Here is a 17,628-nt window from a genome sequence, read left to right as displayed (position 1 = left end):
TCAAAGCAGGAGTCATTGATGCAACCGATCCGTCTCGGTCTGGTGGGTTACGGCAAAATCGCCCAGGATCAACACGTCCCGGCGATCAACGCCAATCCCGGATTCCAGTTGGTGTCTGTCGCCACCCAAGGCAAGCCTTGCCCCGGCGTAGAGAATTTTCAGTCCCTGAGCGAGTTGCTCGAAAACGGCCCGCAGGTTGATGCGATTGCCTTCTGCACGCCGCCACAGGGCCGCTTCGCACTGGTGCAACAAGCGCTGGCCGCCGGCAAACATGTGCTGGTCGAAAAGCCGCCGTGCGCGACCTTGGGTGAGGCCATGGCGCTGGTGGATCAGGCCTCGGAGCAAGGCGTCAGCGCCTTGTTCGCCTGGCACTCACGCTACGCACCGGGCATTGCCGCCGCCCGTGACTGGCTCGCCAGCCGCACCCTGCAAAGCGTGCAGATCGACTGGAAAGAAGACGTGCGCAAATGGCACCCCGGCCAGACGTGGATCTGGCAACCCGGTGGCCTCGGCGTATTCGATCCGGGCATCAACGCCTTATCAATCGTCACCCATCTGCTGGCATTGCCGCTGTTTGTCGAATCGGCTGAGTTGCGCGTACCGAGCAACTGCCAATCGCCGATTGCCGCGTCGATCAAAATGTCAGATGCGCGCCAACTCGATGTGCGAGCGGAATTTGATTTTGATCACGGGCACGATGAGCTGTGGAGCATCGAGGTTCGCTGTGCTGAAGGGGCACTGCGCCTGGATAACGGTGGGGCACTGTTGAGTATTGATGGGGTGCGTCAAACGGTGTCGGAGGAGGGTGAATACGCGGCGGTGTATCGGCACTTTCAACAGTTGATTGGCGATAAAGCCAGTGATCTGGATCTGCAGCCGCTGCGGTTGGTGGCGGACAGTTTCTTTGTCGGGAGTCGGGTGATGGTGGAGGCGTTTTACGATTAGTCTCGGGGTCGTCGCGGTGGTGTCCACTCTGGATCAAGAGCCGGCGCATTGTTTGGCTACAACAAACTGCAAAACGGCGCTTCACATCTTTTAGTCGCCAGTCGACAATGCGCCCTCTGCTCCGGGGTAGTTCAGCGGTAGAACACTCGGCTCTTAACCGGGTGGGCGCTGGTTCGAATCCAGCCCCCGGACCCATCACATCGAAGGGTCACAAGGAAGTATGTCCAGGCACGACAGTGGGCTCGATGAAGGCGTTGGCATAAACGCTGGCTATGCGTTTTTTCAACTCTCTCGAGCGTTGAGCGCTTTGCCGAGCAACGCTGACCCGCAAGCACGCCGTCGCATCGAGCGCTGGCAGCGGGTTCTCGAACATCTGATTCAGGGCAGCGCACAGTATGGTTCACGCGTGCCGTTTGCCGAGTTGCCGGAATGGGTCACGCTGGAAGTGGCCACGGGCGGTTTCGCTACCGGTCAAGTCTTGGCCGGAGGCGATCTGACTGCCTATGAGTGCGAGCTCGCTGCGTCGATCCCCGGCATTCGTGCAGGCCATGAACGACTTGACCTCAATGCCTGGCATCTCTCGGATGACGGCATTGAGGCACTGCAACAGTGCTTGGCGAAGGGCAACTATCAAATCGATGTACCGGAAGAGGCCGCACTGCTGACAGTGTCATGGCTTCTGCGGCATTCGCGCGCCGACGAAGCGCGAACATTGATCGAGCAGATTGCGCCGTTCTTTGATCGTCTGCGTTTCTATCCATCAACCGTTGACGAGCCACCGATCTCGACGGCTGAAGTTCATGTTTTCAACGTGGCTAATGTCAGCCAGCGACTGGCTGCGCAACGGGCTCAACCGCATCTGGCGGTGCAAAAACATGTAGTTGAAAATCGCTTGCCGCTCTACGACGCTGCTGTCTCGCTTTTTCTTCTGACGTATCAGGGAGGCTGGCCGTGCAAATACTATCCTGACGGCTGGTTCGAGCGCGCGATGGCACTCGGTACGCAGTTCGCTGAAACCTGTGATGCTGAACTTCACGGAAAGGCAACCGCCAAGAGCCGGGCGGTGGAGTTGTTTGCATTCCTCACTCAGTGCTCTCGTGATCACGCGTCACTGACGGGGCGGCAAGTCGGGCGTATTCGACGAATCGTTGATGACTTTGTGGTCAAGCACGGCCATCCCGAATCCGAAACACATTCCATCAAGCGAAAAGAGCAGCGAGATCACGTGGCGGCTCCCGGGCATCATTTGATCGCCCAGGCTATCTCGGCGCGTCTGGCCAGTTACCCGGATTCGGACGGCATCAGTGATTTTTCACCCCTGCTGAAACCTATCACCGATAAAGAGGCGCAGCGCTACGCGTTAACTGTTGGCGCGCCCGTTCCACCTGCGGTTCGCCTACGTCTCGAACGTTGCCGCAAAGGCACTATCGCCGAATTGATTGACCATGGTCTGATCTCATCGGGAGACACCGTTGCGCGGATTTTGCCAGCAATGACGGCCGAAATCTGCAGTGCCGGATATCGAGATACAACGCTGCAGATGTTGGTTGGCGCTACCTATCGCGCGTTCAGGCGTCGCCGATCCTTGTTGCTGATCAACCTGCAAAGTCAGGTCAAAATTGCAGAACTGCCTTGGGTTGCGGCGGTGGAATGCGAGCGTGAGACAAACGATGTTTCGATCGAGGGTGCCAGACGGGCATTGGTCGAGGCTTCTGTATTGACCCTCTCAGCGTTTCCTCAGGCGATTCTTCCCAACAAGCTGCTGCAGGAATTTGTCTCGCTGGCTGAAACAGCGAAACTCGATCTCCCTTTCGTCGAAGAGGTGGCAACTGACATTTTCATGGGCAAGTTCTCCAACAAGTTCGTGAGAGCAGCCAAACAATCGGCCAAGCTGATTGCCGGAACCCTTTACGCCCGATACTACGACATTGATACGGATCTGTTGGCCGTCCTTCCCGAACAGCGCAGATCAAAGCGCAGCAGTAATCACTGGCAACAATCGAACAACAGGGATGCATTGGCCAAGCTGTGCGCGCAGCGTGCAAACGCCACGTTTGGAACATGTAGCCCCGCGACGAATGGGACGATCATCGAACAGCAACAGATCCTGACAACGCAAAACCTGGCGCTCCTGTTAGGTGAGCTCGAGCTGAAAACGCTGTTACATCATCGTATGAGTGCGCTGGCGCTGACGTGCTTCGAGTGGATTTGCAGGCGACAACAGATGCAAATCAAGCTTTACCATGCACGTCTGGTGATGTTGAAAAACACCGCATATGCCTGGCGCCAAATGGTGTTTTTTCTGTCGATGCTTGATGGTGACTCGTTGCGTTCAGCACTCGACAAGCTTGAAACGCACTTTGCAGCGCAATCGTGTGACTTCCGGGAAAGGTTTCTTCCGGCCATGGTCGGGTTGCGTGTTGCCGCAGCCGGGCATCGACTGACTTTTAACCGGCAAAAAATTGAGGGAGGAAAAGTGTTTCTCGGATGGAGCACCGAACGACATTGGTTAATGCCTTCCTGACGTAGGAGTATCCCGACTCTTCCCACGCAGACTTGCGAAAAGCCTGCCCTGAAAACAGGCTTTTCTTCTGTCGAGTAAATCCTTTCAGAAACGATCCAGCCGGTACTGCTCGATACCCGGCAGGCCAGATGCCTGTTGAGCCATCGGAAAAACCATCCCCACCACCATCTCCGCCGTCACCGCCGCCTGCGTCAGCCCCAGATGCTGATGACCAAACGCAAGCAACACCTTGCCCCCACACACTTGGTCAATCACCGGCAATGAATCCGGCAACGACGGGCGAAAGCCCATCCACGGTGTCGCTGCTTCGGCGCTGAGATCCTGGCGAAACAAGCCCTGACTCAACCGATGCAACTGCCACGCGCGCTCCATACTCGGTGGTTTCTCCAGCCCGGCGAATTCGACCGTGCCCGCCAGCCGCAAGCCTTCGGACATTGGCGTCATGATGAACTTGCGCTCCAGCGAAGTGACGGGGAAGGGCAGGCGATCATGTTCCTGTGGCAGCATCAGGTGATAACCGCGCTCGGTGTCCAGCGGGACTTGCTTGCCGGTCAGCGCGGCGGTGAGTTTTGCCGAATGGGCACCACAGGCAATCAGCACGCGTTTAGCCAACAAGCCACCGTTGCCGGTGATCAACGAAACGCCGTGCTCCTGCACATGGCCACCCTTGACCGGCTGCTGGACAAAACTCACGCCGCTCGCCCTTGCCGCTTCGACCAGTTCACACACCACGCGATATGGGTCAATGAAGTGGCCGGTGCGCGGGAAGAACAAACCGCCCTGTATCTGCTCGCTGAGTTGCGGCGCAGTTTCCTGAATGGCCTTGGCCTGCCAGTAATCGACGGGCACTTCCTGCTGACGCAATCGAGCTTGCAATGCGTCGAGGGCCTGACGCGATTCGGGACGTTCGAACACCAGCAATGAACCGTCGACCTTGAGCAGATCAGGCCGCGCGATGTCCGCGAGCAAGCGCTGCCAAGCATCCAGGCTGCTTTCGTTGAGTGCGCGCAACCCCGCAACAGTTCTCTGAAACGGCTCCGGCCGTAGGTTCAGCAGCAGCCGCGTGAACCACGGCAGGGCGCGGGGCAGGTATTTCCAGTCCAGTCGCAATGGGCCCATCGGGTCGAGCAGCATCGCCGGCAGGCGCTTGAGGATCGATGCATCGGCGATCGGAAACACCTGCTCGGTCGCCAAATGCCCGGCGTTGCCGAACGAGGCGCCGTGGCCGGGTGCTTGTTGATCGATGACGACCACGCGCAAACCCTGGCGCGCGAGGCGCAGTGCGCAGGCGACGCCGATGATGCCGGCGCCGACCACCGCGATGTCATAGGAGACGTTATTCACCATTGTTCAGGGCTTCCCTGTGCCCATCGAGCAGGCGACTCAAGTGCAAGGGGTTGCTGTGTTTCAGTGCGCTGGGCAACAAACTGTCGGGGAAATCCTGATAGCACACCGGACGCAGGAAACGCAGGATTGCCGCGGTGCCCACCGACGTCGTGCGCGAGTCTGAAGTTGCCGGGAAGGGCCCACCGTGCACCATGGCATCGCAGACTTCCACGCCAGTCGGCCAGCCGTTGACCAACAGGCGACCGGCCTTGCGTTCCAGTATCGGCAGCAAGGCTCGGGCTTGCTGAAGATCTTCATCGTCAATGTGCAGGGTGGCGGTCAATTGGCCTTCCAGATGTTCGGTGACTTGCCTGATCTCCTCGTCACTGGCGCATTGCACGACCAGCGAGGCGGCGCCAAACGCCTCGCCTTGCAGATGATGATCTGCAAGAAAATCGACGGCTTCGGTGACGAATACATGGGCCTGACATTGGTTCGGGCCGCTACCCAACTGGCCGCTGGCAGCCACCTGCGCCCGAGGATTCTCGGCCAGTGCATTCACCGCCGATTCATAGGCGTTGAAAATCCCCGGGGTGAGCATAGTCTGCGCCGGGCTGCCGAGAACCCGTTCGGCAACTGCCGCGATAAAGGTGTCCAGCGCCGGCCCCTTGCGAGCGATCAGCAAACCTGGATTGGTGCAGAACTGCCCGGCACCGAGGGTCAGCGAGGCGACAAATCCTTCAGCCAACGCTTGACCACGATTGCGCAGTGCGGCGGGGAACAGCAACACCGGATTGATCGAACTCATTTCCGCGTACACCGGAATCGGCTCGGGCCGTGCCTGCGCTGCTGCAATCAACGCCAGACCACCACTGCGCGAGCCGGTAAAACCGACGGCTTTGATGCGTGGGTCGCTGACCAGCGCAATGCCCACTTCGCGCCCGGAACCGTACAACAGCGAAAACACACCTTCCGGCAAACCACAGGTGTTCACCGCCCGAGCCACTGCGCGGCCAACCAGTTCACTGGTGCCGGGATGCGCACCGTGTGCCTTGACGATCACCGGGCAACCAGCCGCCAGTGCCGATGCGGTGTCACCGCCCGCGACGGAAAACGCCAACGGGAAATTGCTCGCGCCAAACACCACCACCGGCCCCAGCGCAATCTGGCGCTGACGCAAATCCGAGCGCGGCATCGGCTGGCGTTGCGGTTGCGCAGCATCGACGCGAACGTCCAGCCATTCTCCGGCCCGAACGGTGCGAGCAAACATCCGCAGTTGCTGGCAGGTACGACCTCTTTCACCCAGCAAACGCAGGCGCGGCAGACCGGTTTCGGCCATGGCACGATCAATCAGCTCATCACCGAGGGCTTCTATTTCCACGGCAATGCTTTCAAGAAATTCAGCGCGGACATTCAGGGTTGTCTCGCGATAAGCGTCGAACGCTGTCCAGGCCAAAGCGCAGGCTTGGTCGACATGCTCGGCCGCTCCGCCGGCATACGCCGGTTCCAGTGCGGTATCCGTGGCCGGGTTGATCCCGCGAATGGCTTGGCGATTGCCTGCGACAGAGTTCTGCCCGATCAGCATGTGGCCCGTCAGAGTCATGGTGTATTCCTGATGAAGAAAGTAGTGCCCGCCGTGAATCGGCGAGATTCACGGCAGGGAGAGCTGAAGCGATCAGGCGAAGTTTTGCTCCGCCGACCAGTTCTCGTACCAGTGACGGAACAGCGAATACTGCTTCTCGGCATAACGACGTTGCGAGTCGCTCAACGCATCGGTCTCGTTGAAGTGCAGGGTGTATTCCTTGTCGCCGTTGAGCACCATCAAATGCTTGTAATACAGCACCAGATCGCAGCCTTCATCGAACGACGACAGCACCGCCAACGCTGATTCCAGCTCGCGCGCCTGACGGCGGGCCTGCGCATCACCTTGGGCCGCCTTCTTGCTCAGCGCCACCAGTTGCAGGACTTCGCGCGGCAGGGCATTGCCAATGCCGGTGATCGCGCCAGTGGCGTTGCAGTTGACGAAACCGTGCACCACTTGCGTGTCGACGCCGACCATCAGCGTCACGTCATCGTCCTTGGATGTGATGTTTTCGGCGGCGTAGCGCAGGTCGGCGCCACCGCCAAATTCTTTGAAACCGATCAGGTTCGGGTACTCGCGGCGCAGTTCGAAGAACAGGTCGGCGCGGGTCGCGAAGCCGTAGTAAGGGCTGTTGTAGATCACCGCCGGCAGGTTCGGTGCGGCTTGCAGAATCGCCGCAAAGTGGGCTTTTTGCGCGGAGGCCGAAGCGCCTCGGGACAGCACACGCGGAATCACCATCAAGCCTTGCGCGCCGACTTTCGCCGCGTGCGCGGCATGGGCAACCGCTTCACGCGTATTCACCGCGCCGGTACCGACAATCGTTGGAATGCCGGCGGCGACCAGGCGCGCTACGCCCTCCTGACGCTCGGCTTCGGTGAGCAACGGCCAGTCGCCCATGGAGCCGCAATAGACCACGGCGCTCATGCCGATATCGATCAATTCGCGACCCTTGGCCACCAGTGCATCGAAGTCCGGTTTGCGCTCGGCGGTGCACGGGGTCATCAGGGCCGGCATGCAACCGGTGAAGATGTTGTCGCTCATTGTTTTAACTCCTTGGCACATCATTCAAATTGCGGTGAAAAGTTGGCGCGGCGGCTCAGATGCCCCACGCAAACGGGTCTGTTTCGTCGATCAGCAAGGTGCTGTCGGCGGTCATGTAGGCGCGGCCGGTGATGTAGGGACGAATGCGTTCGCCCTCCCATTCGAAGCGACCTTCGAACTGGCTGCCGGTGATGCTCGCCTGCACCCAGCGCTCGCCGGGTTGCAGCTTGTCGTCGGCGGCCAGGCAGGCGAGTTTGGCGCTGGTGCCGGTGCCGCAAGGCGAGCGGTCGTAGGCCTTGCCGGGGCACATGACGAAGTTGCGGCTGTCGGCATGGGCGTCGTCGGCGAACAGTTCGATGTGGTCGATTACCGCGCCGTCTTCGCCGCAAATGCCCTGATCTTCGAGAGCTTTGAGCATCGCCCAGGTGTACGCCGTGAGGTGCTCGACGTTGTCCATGCTCAGCGTCTGGCCGTGCTCGGAGACGAGGAAAAACCAGTTGCCGCCATAGGCGATATCACCGAACACACGGCCGAATCCCGGCACGTCCACCGGTACCTGCTTGCGGTGGCGGTAGGCGGGCACGTTGCCCAGCGTGACGCTACCGTCGTCATGCAGGGTGGCGCTGACCGTGCCGACCGGCGTGTCGATCTTGTGCTCGCCCGGCGCAATCTGGCCGAGGTACTGCAACGAGTTGATCAAACCAATGGTGCCGTGGCCGCACATGCCCAGATAACCGGCGTTGTTGAAGAAAATCACCCCGCACGTGGCATCGGGCGAGACCGGCTGGCAATACAGCGCGCCGACCAGCACGTCGTTGCCACGCGGCTCCAGCAGGCAGGCGCGGCGCCATGCATCGTGCTCAGTGCGCAAGGCATCGCGTTGCTCGGCGATGGTCCGGCCGGACAGTGACGGGAAGCCGTTCATTACCAGGCGCGTCGGTTCGCCGCCGGTGTGGGAATCAATGACGTGTACTCGTTTCATGAATAAGTCCCGTTGGGTCATTTCAGTAGGCGCCGGCAGGGCGCGCCGTCACGTTGGTGGCGGGGGAGGCGACTTCGCTTTCTTCATCGTCGTCCTCAAGGCGCAGCAGGTGCGCCGGCACGCCGGTCGCCGCACCCCAGTAATAAATACCGGTCGCGAAAGCCGCCACGACGAGGGTGTCGAACGGGTGGGTGAGAATGCCCAGACCACCAAAGGTGCCGAGTTTCGACAGCACGATGGTCACCGCGTAGAAGGCGATCAACCACGCTGACGAGCGCACCTGGCTGGCCAGATTGAGGTGCGCGGTCGGCACCCAGCGGCCACATAGCAGGTACACCACGAACATCAGGATTTGCAGGCCAAGAAGCCAGGACACCGTGCTCCAGCCCGACCAGTAGACGATCAACGCGGCGATGATGAATGACACCGGCCCGAGCACGCCCATGCACTTGACCCGGAACGGGCGCGGCATGTCTGGCGCATTGCGGCGCAGCGCGGCAACCGACACCGGGGCCACGGCGTAGCTCAATACCAGCGCGGCGGAGACCACGTTGATCAGCGCCTCCCACGACGGGAAGGGCAGGGTCCAGAACACCGACAGGGCGAAGGTCAGCCACAGCGCCGGACGCGGAATGCCGGACTTCTCGTCGATGCGGGTGAACACCTTGAAAAACGTGCCGGTTTGCGCCCAACCGTAAATCACCCGCGGGGTCGCGTTCATGTAGATGTTGCCGCAGCCGCTTGGTGAGATCACCGCGTCGGCCACCACCAGATAGGCCAGCCAACCGACGCCCAGCGCCAGTGCGATGTCGCGGTATGGCAGGGCAAATTCCTTGCTGATACCGGCCCAGCCGTTGGCGAGCATTTCCGTCGGGATGCTGCCGAGGAAAGCCATTTGCAGCAGTACGTAGATCAGTGTCGACAACAGCACCGAGAGGATCAGCGCAATGGGAATGGTGCGCTGCGGATTCTTCACTTCACTGGCCACGGAGATGATCGGCGTCAGCCCCAGATAAGCGAAGATGACGCCGCCCGCCGACACCGCCATCTCCACACCGGAGAGGCCGAACGGCGCAAAACCCTGCACCTGGAAATTTTCCGGTTTGAAGAAGGTAAACAGCACGCCAATCACCAGCAGCGGCACGATGAACTTGAAAACACTCACCAGGTTGTTGGCCTTGGCGAAGGTCTTCACGCTGCGGTAGTTGAGCAGGAAAAACACACAGAGCAGGCCGAACTGCACCAGCCAGCCGAGAATGGTCGGGTCGCCGCTGCCGGCCTTGGTCAGGCCTGGGAACCACGCCGCTGCGTATTGGCGCGAGGCAACCACTTCGATCGCCACCAGACTGGAAAACGCGATCAGTGTGATGAATCCCATCAGGTAACCGAGCAGCGGCCCATGGGAGTAAACCGGATAGCGCACCACGCCGCCGGCACGTGGTAATGCCGCGCCCAATTCGCAGTAAACGATGCCCAGCAACAACACCGCGAAGCCACCCAGCAACCAGGAAAAAATCCCTGCCGGCCCGGCGATGGCGGACACATGACTGGCCGCGAACAACCAGCCGGAGCCGAAGATGGCACCCAGTCCGATAAATGTGAGGTCGATCAGTGAAAGCTGTTTTTTGAACTTGCCTTGGCCTGACATGGCATCGCCTTCTTGTGAGTTATTGGATAGGCAGTTGTGGTGTCACTGGGGCCAGACTTTGAACTGATCGAGAGGGCTGCGATTGATGTTTTGCCGCGAGATCGATGACGAAATCAGCACAATTGCCTAGAACAAACGCGGCCCTCGACACGCCTTCGACGATGTTGCAATCTGCTGGCGAATGCCGCGCGGGCGGGCACCTGGCTTGACCAATTACAGGGGAGATCTTTGATGCAGGGCGCGTTTTCGATTCTGTCCCAAGGCACTGACGGCAATCGTCCGCAGACCCTCGAAGCGCTGGTGGCCGGCGCCGCGCTGCTGTTGCCGATGCTCGACGTGATCCCCAATGCAGCGATTTTCATCAAGGATATGCAGGCCCGATATGTGCTGGCCAACCGCACACTGGTGCAGCGTTGTGGCTTAAAGGATTTGCGCCCGCTGCTCGGCAAAACCAGCGCGCAAGTGTTCCCGGCGCAGTTGGGGCCGGGCTACACCGAGCAGGATCGCAAAGTGCTGGAAGAAGGGTTTGTGCTGGAGGATCAGCTCGAACTGCATCTGTACGGCAGTCGCGAACCGGGCTGGTGCCTGACCCACAAGCAGCCGCTGTATAACCGTGAGGGTCAGATCATCGGCTTGGCGGGTATCTCCGTAGATGTGCAGTCAGCCAGCGAAACCCATCCGGCCTTCCAGCGCCTGGCGGCGGTCGACGAGTACATTCGCAACCATTTCAACCGCCGCGTCACACTGGGCGAACTGACGCGCATCGCCGGTATTTCCGTCGCGCAACTGGAGCGCTACTGCAAACGGGTGTTCCACCTGACGCCCCGGCAAATGATCCAGAAAGTGCGCCTGGAACACGCCCATCGATTGCTGCACACCGACCTGCCGATCACCGACGTGGCACTGCAATGCGGCTACACCGATCACAGCGCCTTCACCCGCCAGTTCAAAGCCTCGACCGGCTTCACCCCACGCCAATACCGTCAGGCCACATCCCTGTAGGAGCTGCCGCAGGCTGCGATCTTTTGATCTTGTTTTTTCAAGCTCAAGATCAACAGATCGCAGCCTGCGGCAGCTCCTACACAATCACTGTGGTGAGGGAGTTGGTGTCAATCCGGCATCTGCTGATTATCCAGCACCCGATTCACTCCCAGCTCCCCGAGCATGATCAGTTGCGCAATGCCCAGCAGCGCCCGACGCTGTGACGGGGCAGCAGACTGGCGACGTCCTGAGCAATGGTTTTGGCCGAAGCGAGCGTTTCACTGGCATCAGTCAGCAGTTCTTCGTTTTATTTAGCCGCCACGGCTCATCGCTAAACAAGTAAAGGTGGCGGCTGTACGCAGGTTAGCGATCCGGGTCACAGAAACCCCGGGTAGACCCGAAGGTCTCCCACGCACAGCCACCATGACGCCAAGTGCAGATCGACAAAAACTGCAATTGAGGCTGGGCATGTTGCGTCTGTAAGGTGCCGGATCGCTAAACCCGATCGCTGATTCGTCAGCGACCGCACCACAATAGAACCCGACCTCAAGGCGCACAAGCCGGCGGATTCTGGCGTAGCTGTAGGCAATTACGCAAGGTCGTGTAGCCTGATTACGTGTCTTGGCGTTTCATTTAAACGTGAGTGTTTAAAATCAAAAAAATTGCAGGTGCGGGGGCGTTATCGACCAACGGCAGAAGCCTGAACGCCTCTCATACCCGCTAGACTGAATAGGCCACGACCCTCTTATGACAGGAGCCCCGCGATGATCGGAACACAAAAAGGCCGACACTCGCTATGGCTCCTGCCCATCCTGATCGCCTTCAGCCTGACGCTCACTTCCGGCTGCTCAAACCGCAAACACTATCCACCCTCGGGCGTCGGCGACAGTTGCTACGCCAAAGCGCTGCCGACGGTCGGAGAAGGTGGCCTCGCCTGGGGTTCCAGTCTGAACATGGCCCGGCAAAAATCCATGGCCAACTGCATGCGTTATGCCGGACGCTCCGGGGTACGCCGGGTACGTGTCAGGTGGTGTTGGCCAAGTGCAAATGACTGGGGACGAGCAATATGAGCGCTTGAAAGACTCGCCACTTGAGCAACTGGTCGACGGTTTTTACTGCGACCTGTGCGGGCACGGTTTTGTCGCCAGTGAGTGGCTAAAAGCCGAAGGCAACACGCGCTCGCGGTGACAAGACGGGTGACGGCGAGCGCCACCCGTCTTGTCACCGGATCAAGCAATACCCAACGCCTTGAGAATCACCAGCGATTTCTCGGCAAACACCTGAGCACGTGCAGTGAATTCCTCGATGTTTTCTTCGGCGGTCATCAGCGGCTTGCCATCCTTGACGAGGACTTCGCCTTGTTCGCCGAGGATCGCCCACGCCAGTTGCGCCCATTCTGCCGGGTGCTGTTGACCTTGCTTGATCGATATCAGGAACAGTTGTTCGAAGCGGCTGACGGTGACGCCGCCGCCGGTAACCGGGCTGGCCAGCACCTGAATCTTGTCGCTCAACAACGAGCGCGAGCACAGCAACAAATTGAGCTCGTTGCATCGAGCCCGCACCTGGTTTTCCGCCGCGACGCTCTGGCAAGGGGCGACAGCATTCAGTCCGATCAGAACGTTGAGGGCCTGCAATACGTCGTCATAAGGCAGCGCAGATGCTGCGTTGGCCAACTGGCGCAAGGTTTTCGGCGCGTAGTCGTTGGCTGCCAGCGCTTGCAGTACCGGGCCGTAGATTTCGCTCTGCAGCGAGGCTTCGCCCGCAGGGCCGCGGACATGCAGAGGGACGCTTTCTGCTGCTTGCAGCAAGATGAAACGAGTATTGAACAAGCCCTGGCGCTGTTCCGCAGAGGACAGCCGGGTTGAGCCGCGCACGTAGAGGTCACGACGGAAGCTCTGGTTGACGAAATAGTCACGCGCCTGCTCACGCATGATCGGATGTTCGATCCCTTCCAGAAAGTCCATGCCATCGGCCCTGAGGTTGAGCGGGTCGACCGAATCCAGCGGCACAGCAGTGGTGACGTAGTCGAGTTTGGCCGGGGCCATGGCATCGACGACGTCGGTGAAATACATGCAGTCCCAGCTGCGATTGAAATATTCATGGGCGATGTACTGACGATTCTGCCCCTTGATGCTCTGCAGTTTGGCGTCGAGGTTCGGCACGCTGCTGGCGTAGTTGGGGTTGGCGGCCAGCAACGCTTCGGAAAATTGCAGCGCGGCATCGATGCGTTGATCCGGGCCGGCAGATGCCGACTTGGCGAAGCGATCGTGCAGGCTGAACAGATTGCGCAGCGGCGCCGCAGGCGACCAGCCGGGGAAGCAGTTATAGCTCACGTACAGCATCCCGCCGGGTTTGAGATGCCGACGGGCAAACTCGACGATGAGTTTCTGGTTGTCGCGACTGACCCAGGTCCAGATGCCATGCAGGCTGATGCTGTCGAATTGGGGCAAATCATCGCGGGCCAGCAATTGCTCGAAACTGTCGTCATACAGTCGCGCGTCGCTGTTCCATTCGCTGGCGAGGGTGCTGGCGTGGGCGGCCTGAGAGGGCGTGAAATCGGTGCCGACCCAGGAACCCGGGTTGGCCGCGGCATGGATATTGATCGAAACGCCTTGGCCAAAGCCCAGCTCGCAGTGATAGCTCTCAGCCGATTCCAGGGTGGCAAACCCGCGCAACAACAAGCAGTAGCGCTGGAACACAGGATTGATTTCCCGGCTATAGCTGTAGGTGTAGCCTTCGTCCGTGAAATAACCTTCGTTCCAGGCGTCGCTCATGCTTTCGTGTCCTTTTGTTTCGAGGCTGAAAAGCTGCTCTTATAAGGGGTAGCGATCAGGTGCCACAAGGACAATATGCGGGTGAGTATGTCTTTTCGTTTCCGGATTTCTGCCGCACGCGCCTGAAAACCTTGAAGGTGGCCGATCACCGCCCGCCAAACCTTGGTCGCGAACCTTAAAACACCTGACCCGCACTTACCTCCATCCTGTAGGAGCTGCCGGAGGCTGCGATCTTTTGATCTTGTCTGTTTAGAATCCAGGTCAAAAGATCGCAGCCTTCGGCGGCTCCTACAGGGATGAGCGCGTACAGACTAAGGTAATGCAAAAAAGATATTGGCCCGCTGTTTTTAAGATCGTTTAGTTTTGTCCTCAACGACGAATCAACGCATCAAACCGATAGACCCCCGATTGCCATGACGGCGCACGCTGAATCGATCAAAGGCTCTTCAGGTTTGGTTCACACGGGAGTGAATCATGCCGCATACCCTCGACATCACCGCATTACCAACGCTCGACCTTTCGCTGTTTGAAGGCACGGCGCCACAGCGTTACGAGTTTCTTGAAAGCCTGCGCCACGCCGCCCGAGATGTCGGGTTCTTCTATCTCACCGGCCATGGCATCGACAGTGCCTTGCTCCAGCAGGTGCAGGCTCACGCCCGGCAATTTTTCGCCTTGCCCGACAGCGAGAAAACCGCCGTCGGCATGATCAACTCAGCGCACTTTCGCGGCTACAACCGCGCCGCCTCGGAGATCACTCGCGGTCAGCCCGATCAGCGTGAGCAGTTTGATCTGGGCGCGGAACGCGAGGTCCTGCCCTCAGACCCGGACAGCCCATTGTGGGCTCGGCTGCAAGGCCCCAACCAATGGCCGGCGGCATTGCCAGAACTGAAACCGCTGCTGCTCGAATGGCAACAGGCGATGACGCGCATGTCGTTGCGCCTGCTGCGGGCGTTCGCTCAGGCGCTGTCGCTAAGAGCAGACGCTTTTGATCAGCTCTACGGCGACAAACCCAACGAACACATCAAGTTGATGCGCTATCCCGGCCAGGCGAGCGAGGCCAGCCATCAAGGCGTCGGTGCGCACAAGGATTCCGGTTTCCTCAGCTTCCTGCTGCAAGACCAACAGGCTGGCCTGCAAGTCGAAATCGAAGAGGGCCGCTGGATCGACGCATTGCCCCGCGAAAACACCTTGGTGGTGAACATCGGCGAATTGCTTGAACTGGCCACCAACGGTTATCTGCGCGCCACGGTGCATCGCGTGGTTTCACCACCGGCCGGCAGCGAGCGCCTGTCCATCGCCTTCTTCCTCGGTGCACAACTCGACGCCACGGTGCCGCTTTACCCATTGCCCACCGCGCTGTTGCGTGAGGCACGCGGGCCGGCAAGTGATCCGCTGAATCCATTGTTTCGCGATGTTGGCTGGAACTACCTCAAGGGTCGTTTGCGCTCACATCCCGATGTCGCCCAGCGTTTTTATGCCGATGCGCTATTGCCGCCAGCCCCTGCGCGCAAAACCGCCTGATTGATCACTCGCTCAAGGACATTCGTTATGTTGAAAAAAGCAGGTTTGACCCTGGCCGTCCTCGGCGCACTGGTGACTTCGTTCGGTGCTCAAGCGCTGGAACCGCTGCGCGTTGCGGCCGATCCGGTGCCCCACGCGCAGATCCTCGCGTACATCCAGAAAATTGATCCGCAACTCAACCTCAAGGTCATTGAAATCCCCAACGGCGTGAACTCCAACGAGCTGTTGGTGCATGGCGATGTCGATGCCAATTACTTCCAGCATCTGCCGTACCTGAAATCCCAGGAACAGGCCCTCGGTGAAAAACTTGCAGTGGCCGCCACGGTGCACATCGAGCCCTTGGGCATCTACTCGCACCGTCACAAAAGCTTCGCCGACGTGCCGGTTAAAGGCACCATCGCCGTGCCCAATAACGTCACTAATCTGAGCCGCGCACTGTACCTGTTGCAGGACAACGGCCTGATCAAACTCAAACCCGGCTTCAACGATCCGGCTGCCGATCAGGCAACGCCCAAGGACATCGCCGAAAACCCGAAACAGCTGAAAATTCTTGAAATCGAATCACCGCAGATTCCACGCTCGCTGGACGACGTCGATCTGGCGGTGATCAATGGCAACTACGCGCTGGACGCCGGACTGGTGCCGGCCAAGGACGCGCTGGGCCTGGAAAAGGCCGAGCACAATCCCTACGCGAACATTCTGGTGACCACGCCGAAACTGCAGAACGATCCACGCATTGCGCAATTGGCTAAAGACCTGACCTCGCCGGAAGTCGCCAAGTACATCACCGAGCACTTTGCCGGTTCGGTGATCCCGGTGGCGGGCGGCAAGCCATGATCATCGTCGAGCAGTTGAGCAAGACCTATCCCTCAGCGTCGGCACCGGCGCTGGACCAAGTGTCGCTGAGCATTCCTGACGGTGCGGTTTACGGGATTCTCGGGCGTAGCGGGGCGGGTAAATCGACGCTGCTGCGTTGCCTCAACCTGCTCGAACGACCGGACAGCGGAAGGATTCTGATTGATGGTGTCGACCTGCTGACCCTGTCCGACAGCGACCTGCGCCGACAACGCCAGCGCATCGGCATGATCTTCCAGGGTTTCAATCTGCTGCATTCGCGCAACGTCTTCGACAACATCGCCGTGCCGCTGGAGATTGCCAACGTCGGCAAACCGTGGCGGCATGTGCGGGTTCGCGAGCTGCTGGAACTGGTCGGCTTGAGCGACAAGGCGCAAGCTTTTCCCTCGCAATTGTCCGGTGGCCAGAAGCAGCGGGTCGGCATCGCCCGAGCCTTGGCGGCGGAGCCGGCGTATCTGCTGTCGGACGAAGCCACCAGTGCCCTCGACCCGGAAACCACCGCGTCGATCCTTGAACTGCTGCGCGACATCAACCGGCAACTGGGCCTGACCATCGTGCTGATCACCCACGAACTGGACGTGGTCAAATCGATCTGCGATCACGCAGCGTTCATGGCCAATGGACGCCTGGTCGAGTCCGGGCCAGTGCCTCGGCTGTTGGCTGATGCGCAATCCCCGCTCGGCAGCTCGCTGCGTCCTGCCTGCGGATTGCCCCTAGGCCATGACTCGCCGGGGCTGAGCTTCCTCAAGCAATACGGCGTAAGGGCGGCGCACTCATGAACCGCAGCATCGACTGGAATGAAATCCTCCAACTGGTGTTCAACGCCACCGGTGAAACCCTGTACATGGTCTTGCTCGCCGGGTTGTTCACGCTATTGATCGGCCTGCCGCTGGGCGTGTTGCTGTTCATCAGCCGCCGCACCGGGCTGTACCCGATGCCGCGCTTCAACGCGGCGCTGAGCAGCGTGGTCAACCTCGGCCGTTCGTTGCCGTTCGTGGTCATGCTGATTGCTCTGATTCCGCTGACCCGGCTGGTGGTCGGCACGACGCTGGGCAGCACCGCCGCCGTGGTACCGATCACCATCGGCGCGTTTCCGTTTTTCGCCCGTATCGTCGAGAACGCTTTGGACGAAGTCGACAAGGGCCGTATCGAAGCGATCCTCGCCATGGGCGGTGACATTCGCCACGTGATTTTCAAAGTGCTGCTGCCCGAAGCGCTGCCGGCATTGCTGGCGGGGATCACGCTGACGCTGGTGATGCTGATCGGTTTTTCCTCGATGGCCGGGGTCATCGGTGGCGGCGGTTTGGGTGATCTGGCGATCCGTTACGGCTATCAGCGCTTCAACAATGAAGTGATGGTCGCCACCGTGGTGGTGTTGGTCATTCTCGTTCAGGGCGTGCAGAGCCTGGGCGATCGGCTGGTGCGTTCGCTGGCTCATCGACGTTAAGG

At 59.8% G+C, this 17,628-nt stretch carries 14 protein-coding genes, 1 tRNA gene and 2 pseudogenes; 10 read left to right on the top strand and 7 right to left on the bottom strand.

The window, feature by feature from the left end:
- The first annotated feature begins 18 nt into the window (after positions 1–18).
- The 3 genes from JFT91_RS13830 (at position 19) to JFT91_RS13820 (ending at position 3,469) form a co-directional block, all read left to right on the top strand.
- The gene (locus JFT91_RS13830; protein ID WP_201232723.1) at positions 19–945 is read left to right on the top strand and encodes a Gfo/Idh/MocA family protein; all 927 of its coding nucleotides are present in this window, start codon (positions 19–21) and stop codon (positions 943–945) included.
- A gap of 120 nt (positions 946–1,065) precedes the next feature.
- Positions 1,066–1,140 (top strand) — tRNA-Lys (locus JFT91_RS13825).
- A gap of 25 nt (positions 1,141–1,165) precedes the next feature.
- Entirely contained in the window at positions 1,166–3,469 is a 2,304-nt protein-coding gene (locus tag JFT91_RS13820; protein ID WP_201232722.1) for a hypothetical protein, read from the top strand.
- An 84-nt stretch (positions 3,470–3,553) separates the two neighbouring features.
- Here JFT91_RS13820 and JFT91_RS13815 read toward each other — a convergent pair whose 3' ends face one another.
- From JFT91_RS13815 to JFT91_RS13795, 5 genes are all read right to left on the bottom strand, one after another.
- Positions 3,554–4,816 (bottom strand): NAD(P)/FAD-dependent oxidoreductase, encoded by a 1,263-nt coding sequence (locus tag JFT91_RS13815; protein ID WP_201232721.1) that lies wholly within the window; start codon positions 4,814–4,816, stop codon positions 3,554–3,556.
- Positions 4,806–6,398 carry an aldehyde dehydrogenase (NADP(+)) gene (locus JFT91_RS13810; RefSeq protein WP_201232720.1) on the bottom strand — a complete coding sequence of 531 codons (1,593 nt, stop codon included), beginning with the start codon at positions 6,396–6,398 and terminating at the stop codon, positions 4,806–4,808. The genes JFT91_RS13815 and JFT91_RS13810 overlap by 11 nt, the downstream gene beginning before the upstream one ends.
- A gap of 72 nt (positions 6,399–6,470) precedes the next feature.
- Positions 6,471–7,418 (bottom strand): dihydrodipicolinate synthase family protein, encoded by a 948-nt coding sequence (locus tag JFT91_RS13805; RefSeq protein ID WP_201232719.1) that lies wholly within the window; start codon positions 7,416–7,418, stop codon positions 6,471–6,473.
- Positions 7,419–7,473: 55 nt separating this feature from the next.
- The gene (locus JFT91_RS13800) at positions 7,474–8,400 is read right to left on the bottom strand and encodes a 4-hydroxyproline epimerase (RefSeq protein ID WP_201232718.1); all 927 of its coding nucleotides are present in this window, start codon (positions 8,398–8,400) and stop codon (positions 7,474–7,476) included.
- A 22-nt stretch (positions 8,401–8,422) separates the two neighbouring features.
- Positions 8,423–10,048: an APC family permease gene (locus JFT91_RS13795; RefSeq protein WP_201232717.1), complete on the bottom strand. Its 1,626-nt coding sequence runs from the start codon at positions 10,046–10,048 to the stop codon at positions 8,423–8,425.
- A 231-nt stretch (positions 10,049–10,279) separates the two neighbouring features.
- Here JFT91_RS13795 and JFT91_RS13790 point away from each other — a divergent pair, with 231 nt between their 5' ends.
- Entirely contained in the window at positions 10,280–11,050 is a 771-nt protein-coding gene (locus JFT91_RS13790; protein WP_201232716.1) for an AraC family transcriptional regulator, read from the top strand.
- A gap of 107 nt (positions 11,051–11,157) precedes the next feature.
- Here the strand turns inward: JFT91_RS13790 and JFT91_RS30230 are convergent.
- Positions 11,158–11,336 (bottom strand): annotated as a pseudogene (locus JFT91_RS30230) (DUF6124 family protein); the annotation flags it as partial.
- A gap of 457 nt (positions 11,337–11,793) precedes the next feature.
- Between JFT91_RS30230 and JFT91_RS29640 the strand changes: the two are divergent.
- Both JFT91_RS29640 and JFT91_RS13780 read left to right on the top strand, forming a co-directional pair.
- Positions 11,794–12,080, top strand: a pseudogene (locus tag JFT91_RS29640) (hypothetical protein).
- Complete coding sequence (locus JFT91_RS13780; RefSeq protein ID WP_201232714.1) at positions 12,071–12,217, top strand: hypothetical protein; 147 nt, start codon at positions 12,071–12,073, stop codon at positions 12,215–12,217. The pseudogene JFT91_RS29640 and the gene JFT91_RS13780 overlap by 10 nt, the downstream one beginning before the upstream one ends.
- Positions 12,218–12,258: 41 nt before the next feature.
- On the opposite strand, the gene JFT91_RS13775 is transcribed toward JFT91_RS13780, so the two are convergent.
- Positions 12,259–13,803 carry a methyltransferase regulatory domain-containing protein gene (locus JFT91_RS13775; protein WP_201232713.1) on the bottom strand — a complete coding sequence of 515 codons (1,545 nt, stop codon included), beginning with the start codon at positions 13,801–13,803 and terminating at the stop codon, positions 12,259–12,261.
- A gap of 474 nt (positions 13,804–14,277) precedes the next feature.
- Between JFT91_RS13775 and JFT91_RS13770 the strand changes: the two genes are divergently transcribed.
- The 4 genes from JFT91_RS13770 to JFT91_RS13755 are packed head-to-tail and all read left to right on the top strand — an operon-like array spanning position 14,278 to position 17,626.
- Entirely contained in the window at positions 14,278–15,324 is a 1,047-nt protein-coding gene (locus JFT91_RS13770; RefSeq protein WP_201232712.1) for an isopenicillin N synthase family dioxygenase, read from the top strand.
- A gap of 27 nt (positions 15,325–15,351) precedes the next feature.
- Positions 15,352–16,161: a MetQ/NlpA family ABC transporter substrate-binding protein gene (locus JFT91_RS13765; protein WP_201226840.1), complete on the top strand. Its 810-nt coding sequence runs from the start codon at positions 15,352–15,354 to the stop codon at positions 16,159–16,161.
- Positions 16,158–16,958 (top strand): methionine ABC transporter ATP-binding protein, encoded by an 801-nt coding sequence (locus JFT91_RS13760; protein ID WP_201232711.1) that lies wholly within the window; start codon positions 16,158–16,160, stop codon positions 16,956–16,958. The genes JFT91_RS13765 and JFT91_RS13760 overlap by 4 nt, the downstream gene beginning before the upstream one ends.
- Positions 16,955–17,626 (top strand): methionine ABC transporter permease, encoded by a 672-nt coding sequence (locus tag JFT91_RS13755; protein ID WP_201226838.1) that lies wholly within the window; start codon positions 16,955–16,957, stop codon positions 17,624–17,626. The genes JFT91_RS13760 and JFT91_RS13755 overlap by 4 nt, the downstream gene beginning before the upstream one ends.
- Positions 17,627–17,628 lie beyond the last annotated feature (2 nt).

It is taken from the genome of Pseudomonas sp. TH08 (assembly GCF_016651275.1).
Lineage (GTDB): Bacteria > Pseudomonadota > Gammaproteobacteria > Pseudomonadales > Pseudomonadaceae > Aquipseudomonas.
The sequence above is the reverse complement of the archived record's forward strand: the minus strand, read 5'-3'. Positions and strand labels throughout refer to the sequence as shown.

Bases quoted from the DNA above. Each gene is read 5' to 3' on its own strand.
- JFT91_RS13755 (WP_201226838.1), top strand. From the start codon at position 16,955: ATGAACCGCAGCATCGACTGGAATGAAATCCTCCAACTGGTGTTCAAC.
- JFT91_RS13800 (WP_201232718.1), bottom strand. From the start codon at position 8,400: ATGAAACGAGTACACGTCATTGATTCCCACACCGGCGGCGAACCGACG.
- JFT91_RS13795 (WP_201232717.1), bottom strand. From the start codon at position 10,048: ATGTCAGGCCAAGGCAAGTTCAAAAAACAGCTTTCACTGATCGACCTC.
- JFT91_RS13770 (WP_201232712.1), top strand. From the start codon at position 14,278: ATGCCGCATACCCTCGACATCACCGCATTACCAACGCTCGACCTTTCG.
- JFT91_RS13760 (WP_201232711.1), top strand. From the start codon at position 16,158: ATGATCATCGTCGAGCAGTTGAGCAAGACCTATCCCTCAGCGTCGGCA.
- JFT91_RS13765 (WP_201226840.1), top strand. From the start codon at position 15,352: ATGTTGAAAAAAGCAGGTTTGACCCTGGCCGTCCTCGGCGCACTGGTG.
- JFT91_RS13775 (WP_201232713.1), bottom strand. From the start codon at position 13,803: ATGAGCGACGCCTGGAACGAAGGTTATTTCACGGACGAAGGCTACACC.
- JFT91_RS13810 (WP_201232720.1), bottom strand. From the start codon at position 6,398: ATGACTCTGACGGGCCACATGCTGATCGGGCAGAACTCTGTCGCAGGC.
- JFT91_RS13830 (WP_201232723.1), top strand. From the start codon at position 19: ATGCAACCGATCCGTCTCGGTCTGGTGGGTTACGGCAAAATCGCCCAG.
- JFT91_RS13815 (WP_201232721.1), bottom strand. From the start codon at position 4,816: ATGGTGAATAACGTCTCCTATGACATCGCGGTGGTCGGCGCCGGCATC.
- JFT91_RS13790 (WP_201232716.1), top strand. From the start codon at position 10,280: ATGCAGGGCGCGTTTTCGATTCTGTCCCAAGGCACTGACGGCAATCGT.
- JFT91_RS13820 (WP_201232722.1), top strand. From the start codon at position 1,166: ATGTCCAGGCACGACAGTGGGCTCGATGAAGGCGTTGGCATAAACGCT.
- JFT91_RS13805 (WP_201232719.1), bottom strand. From the start codon at position 7,418: ATGAGCGACAACATCTTCACCGGTTGCATGCCGGCCCTGATGACCCCG.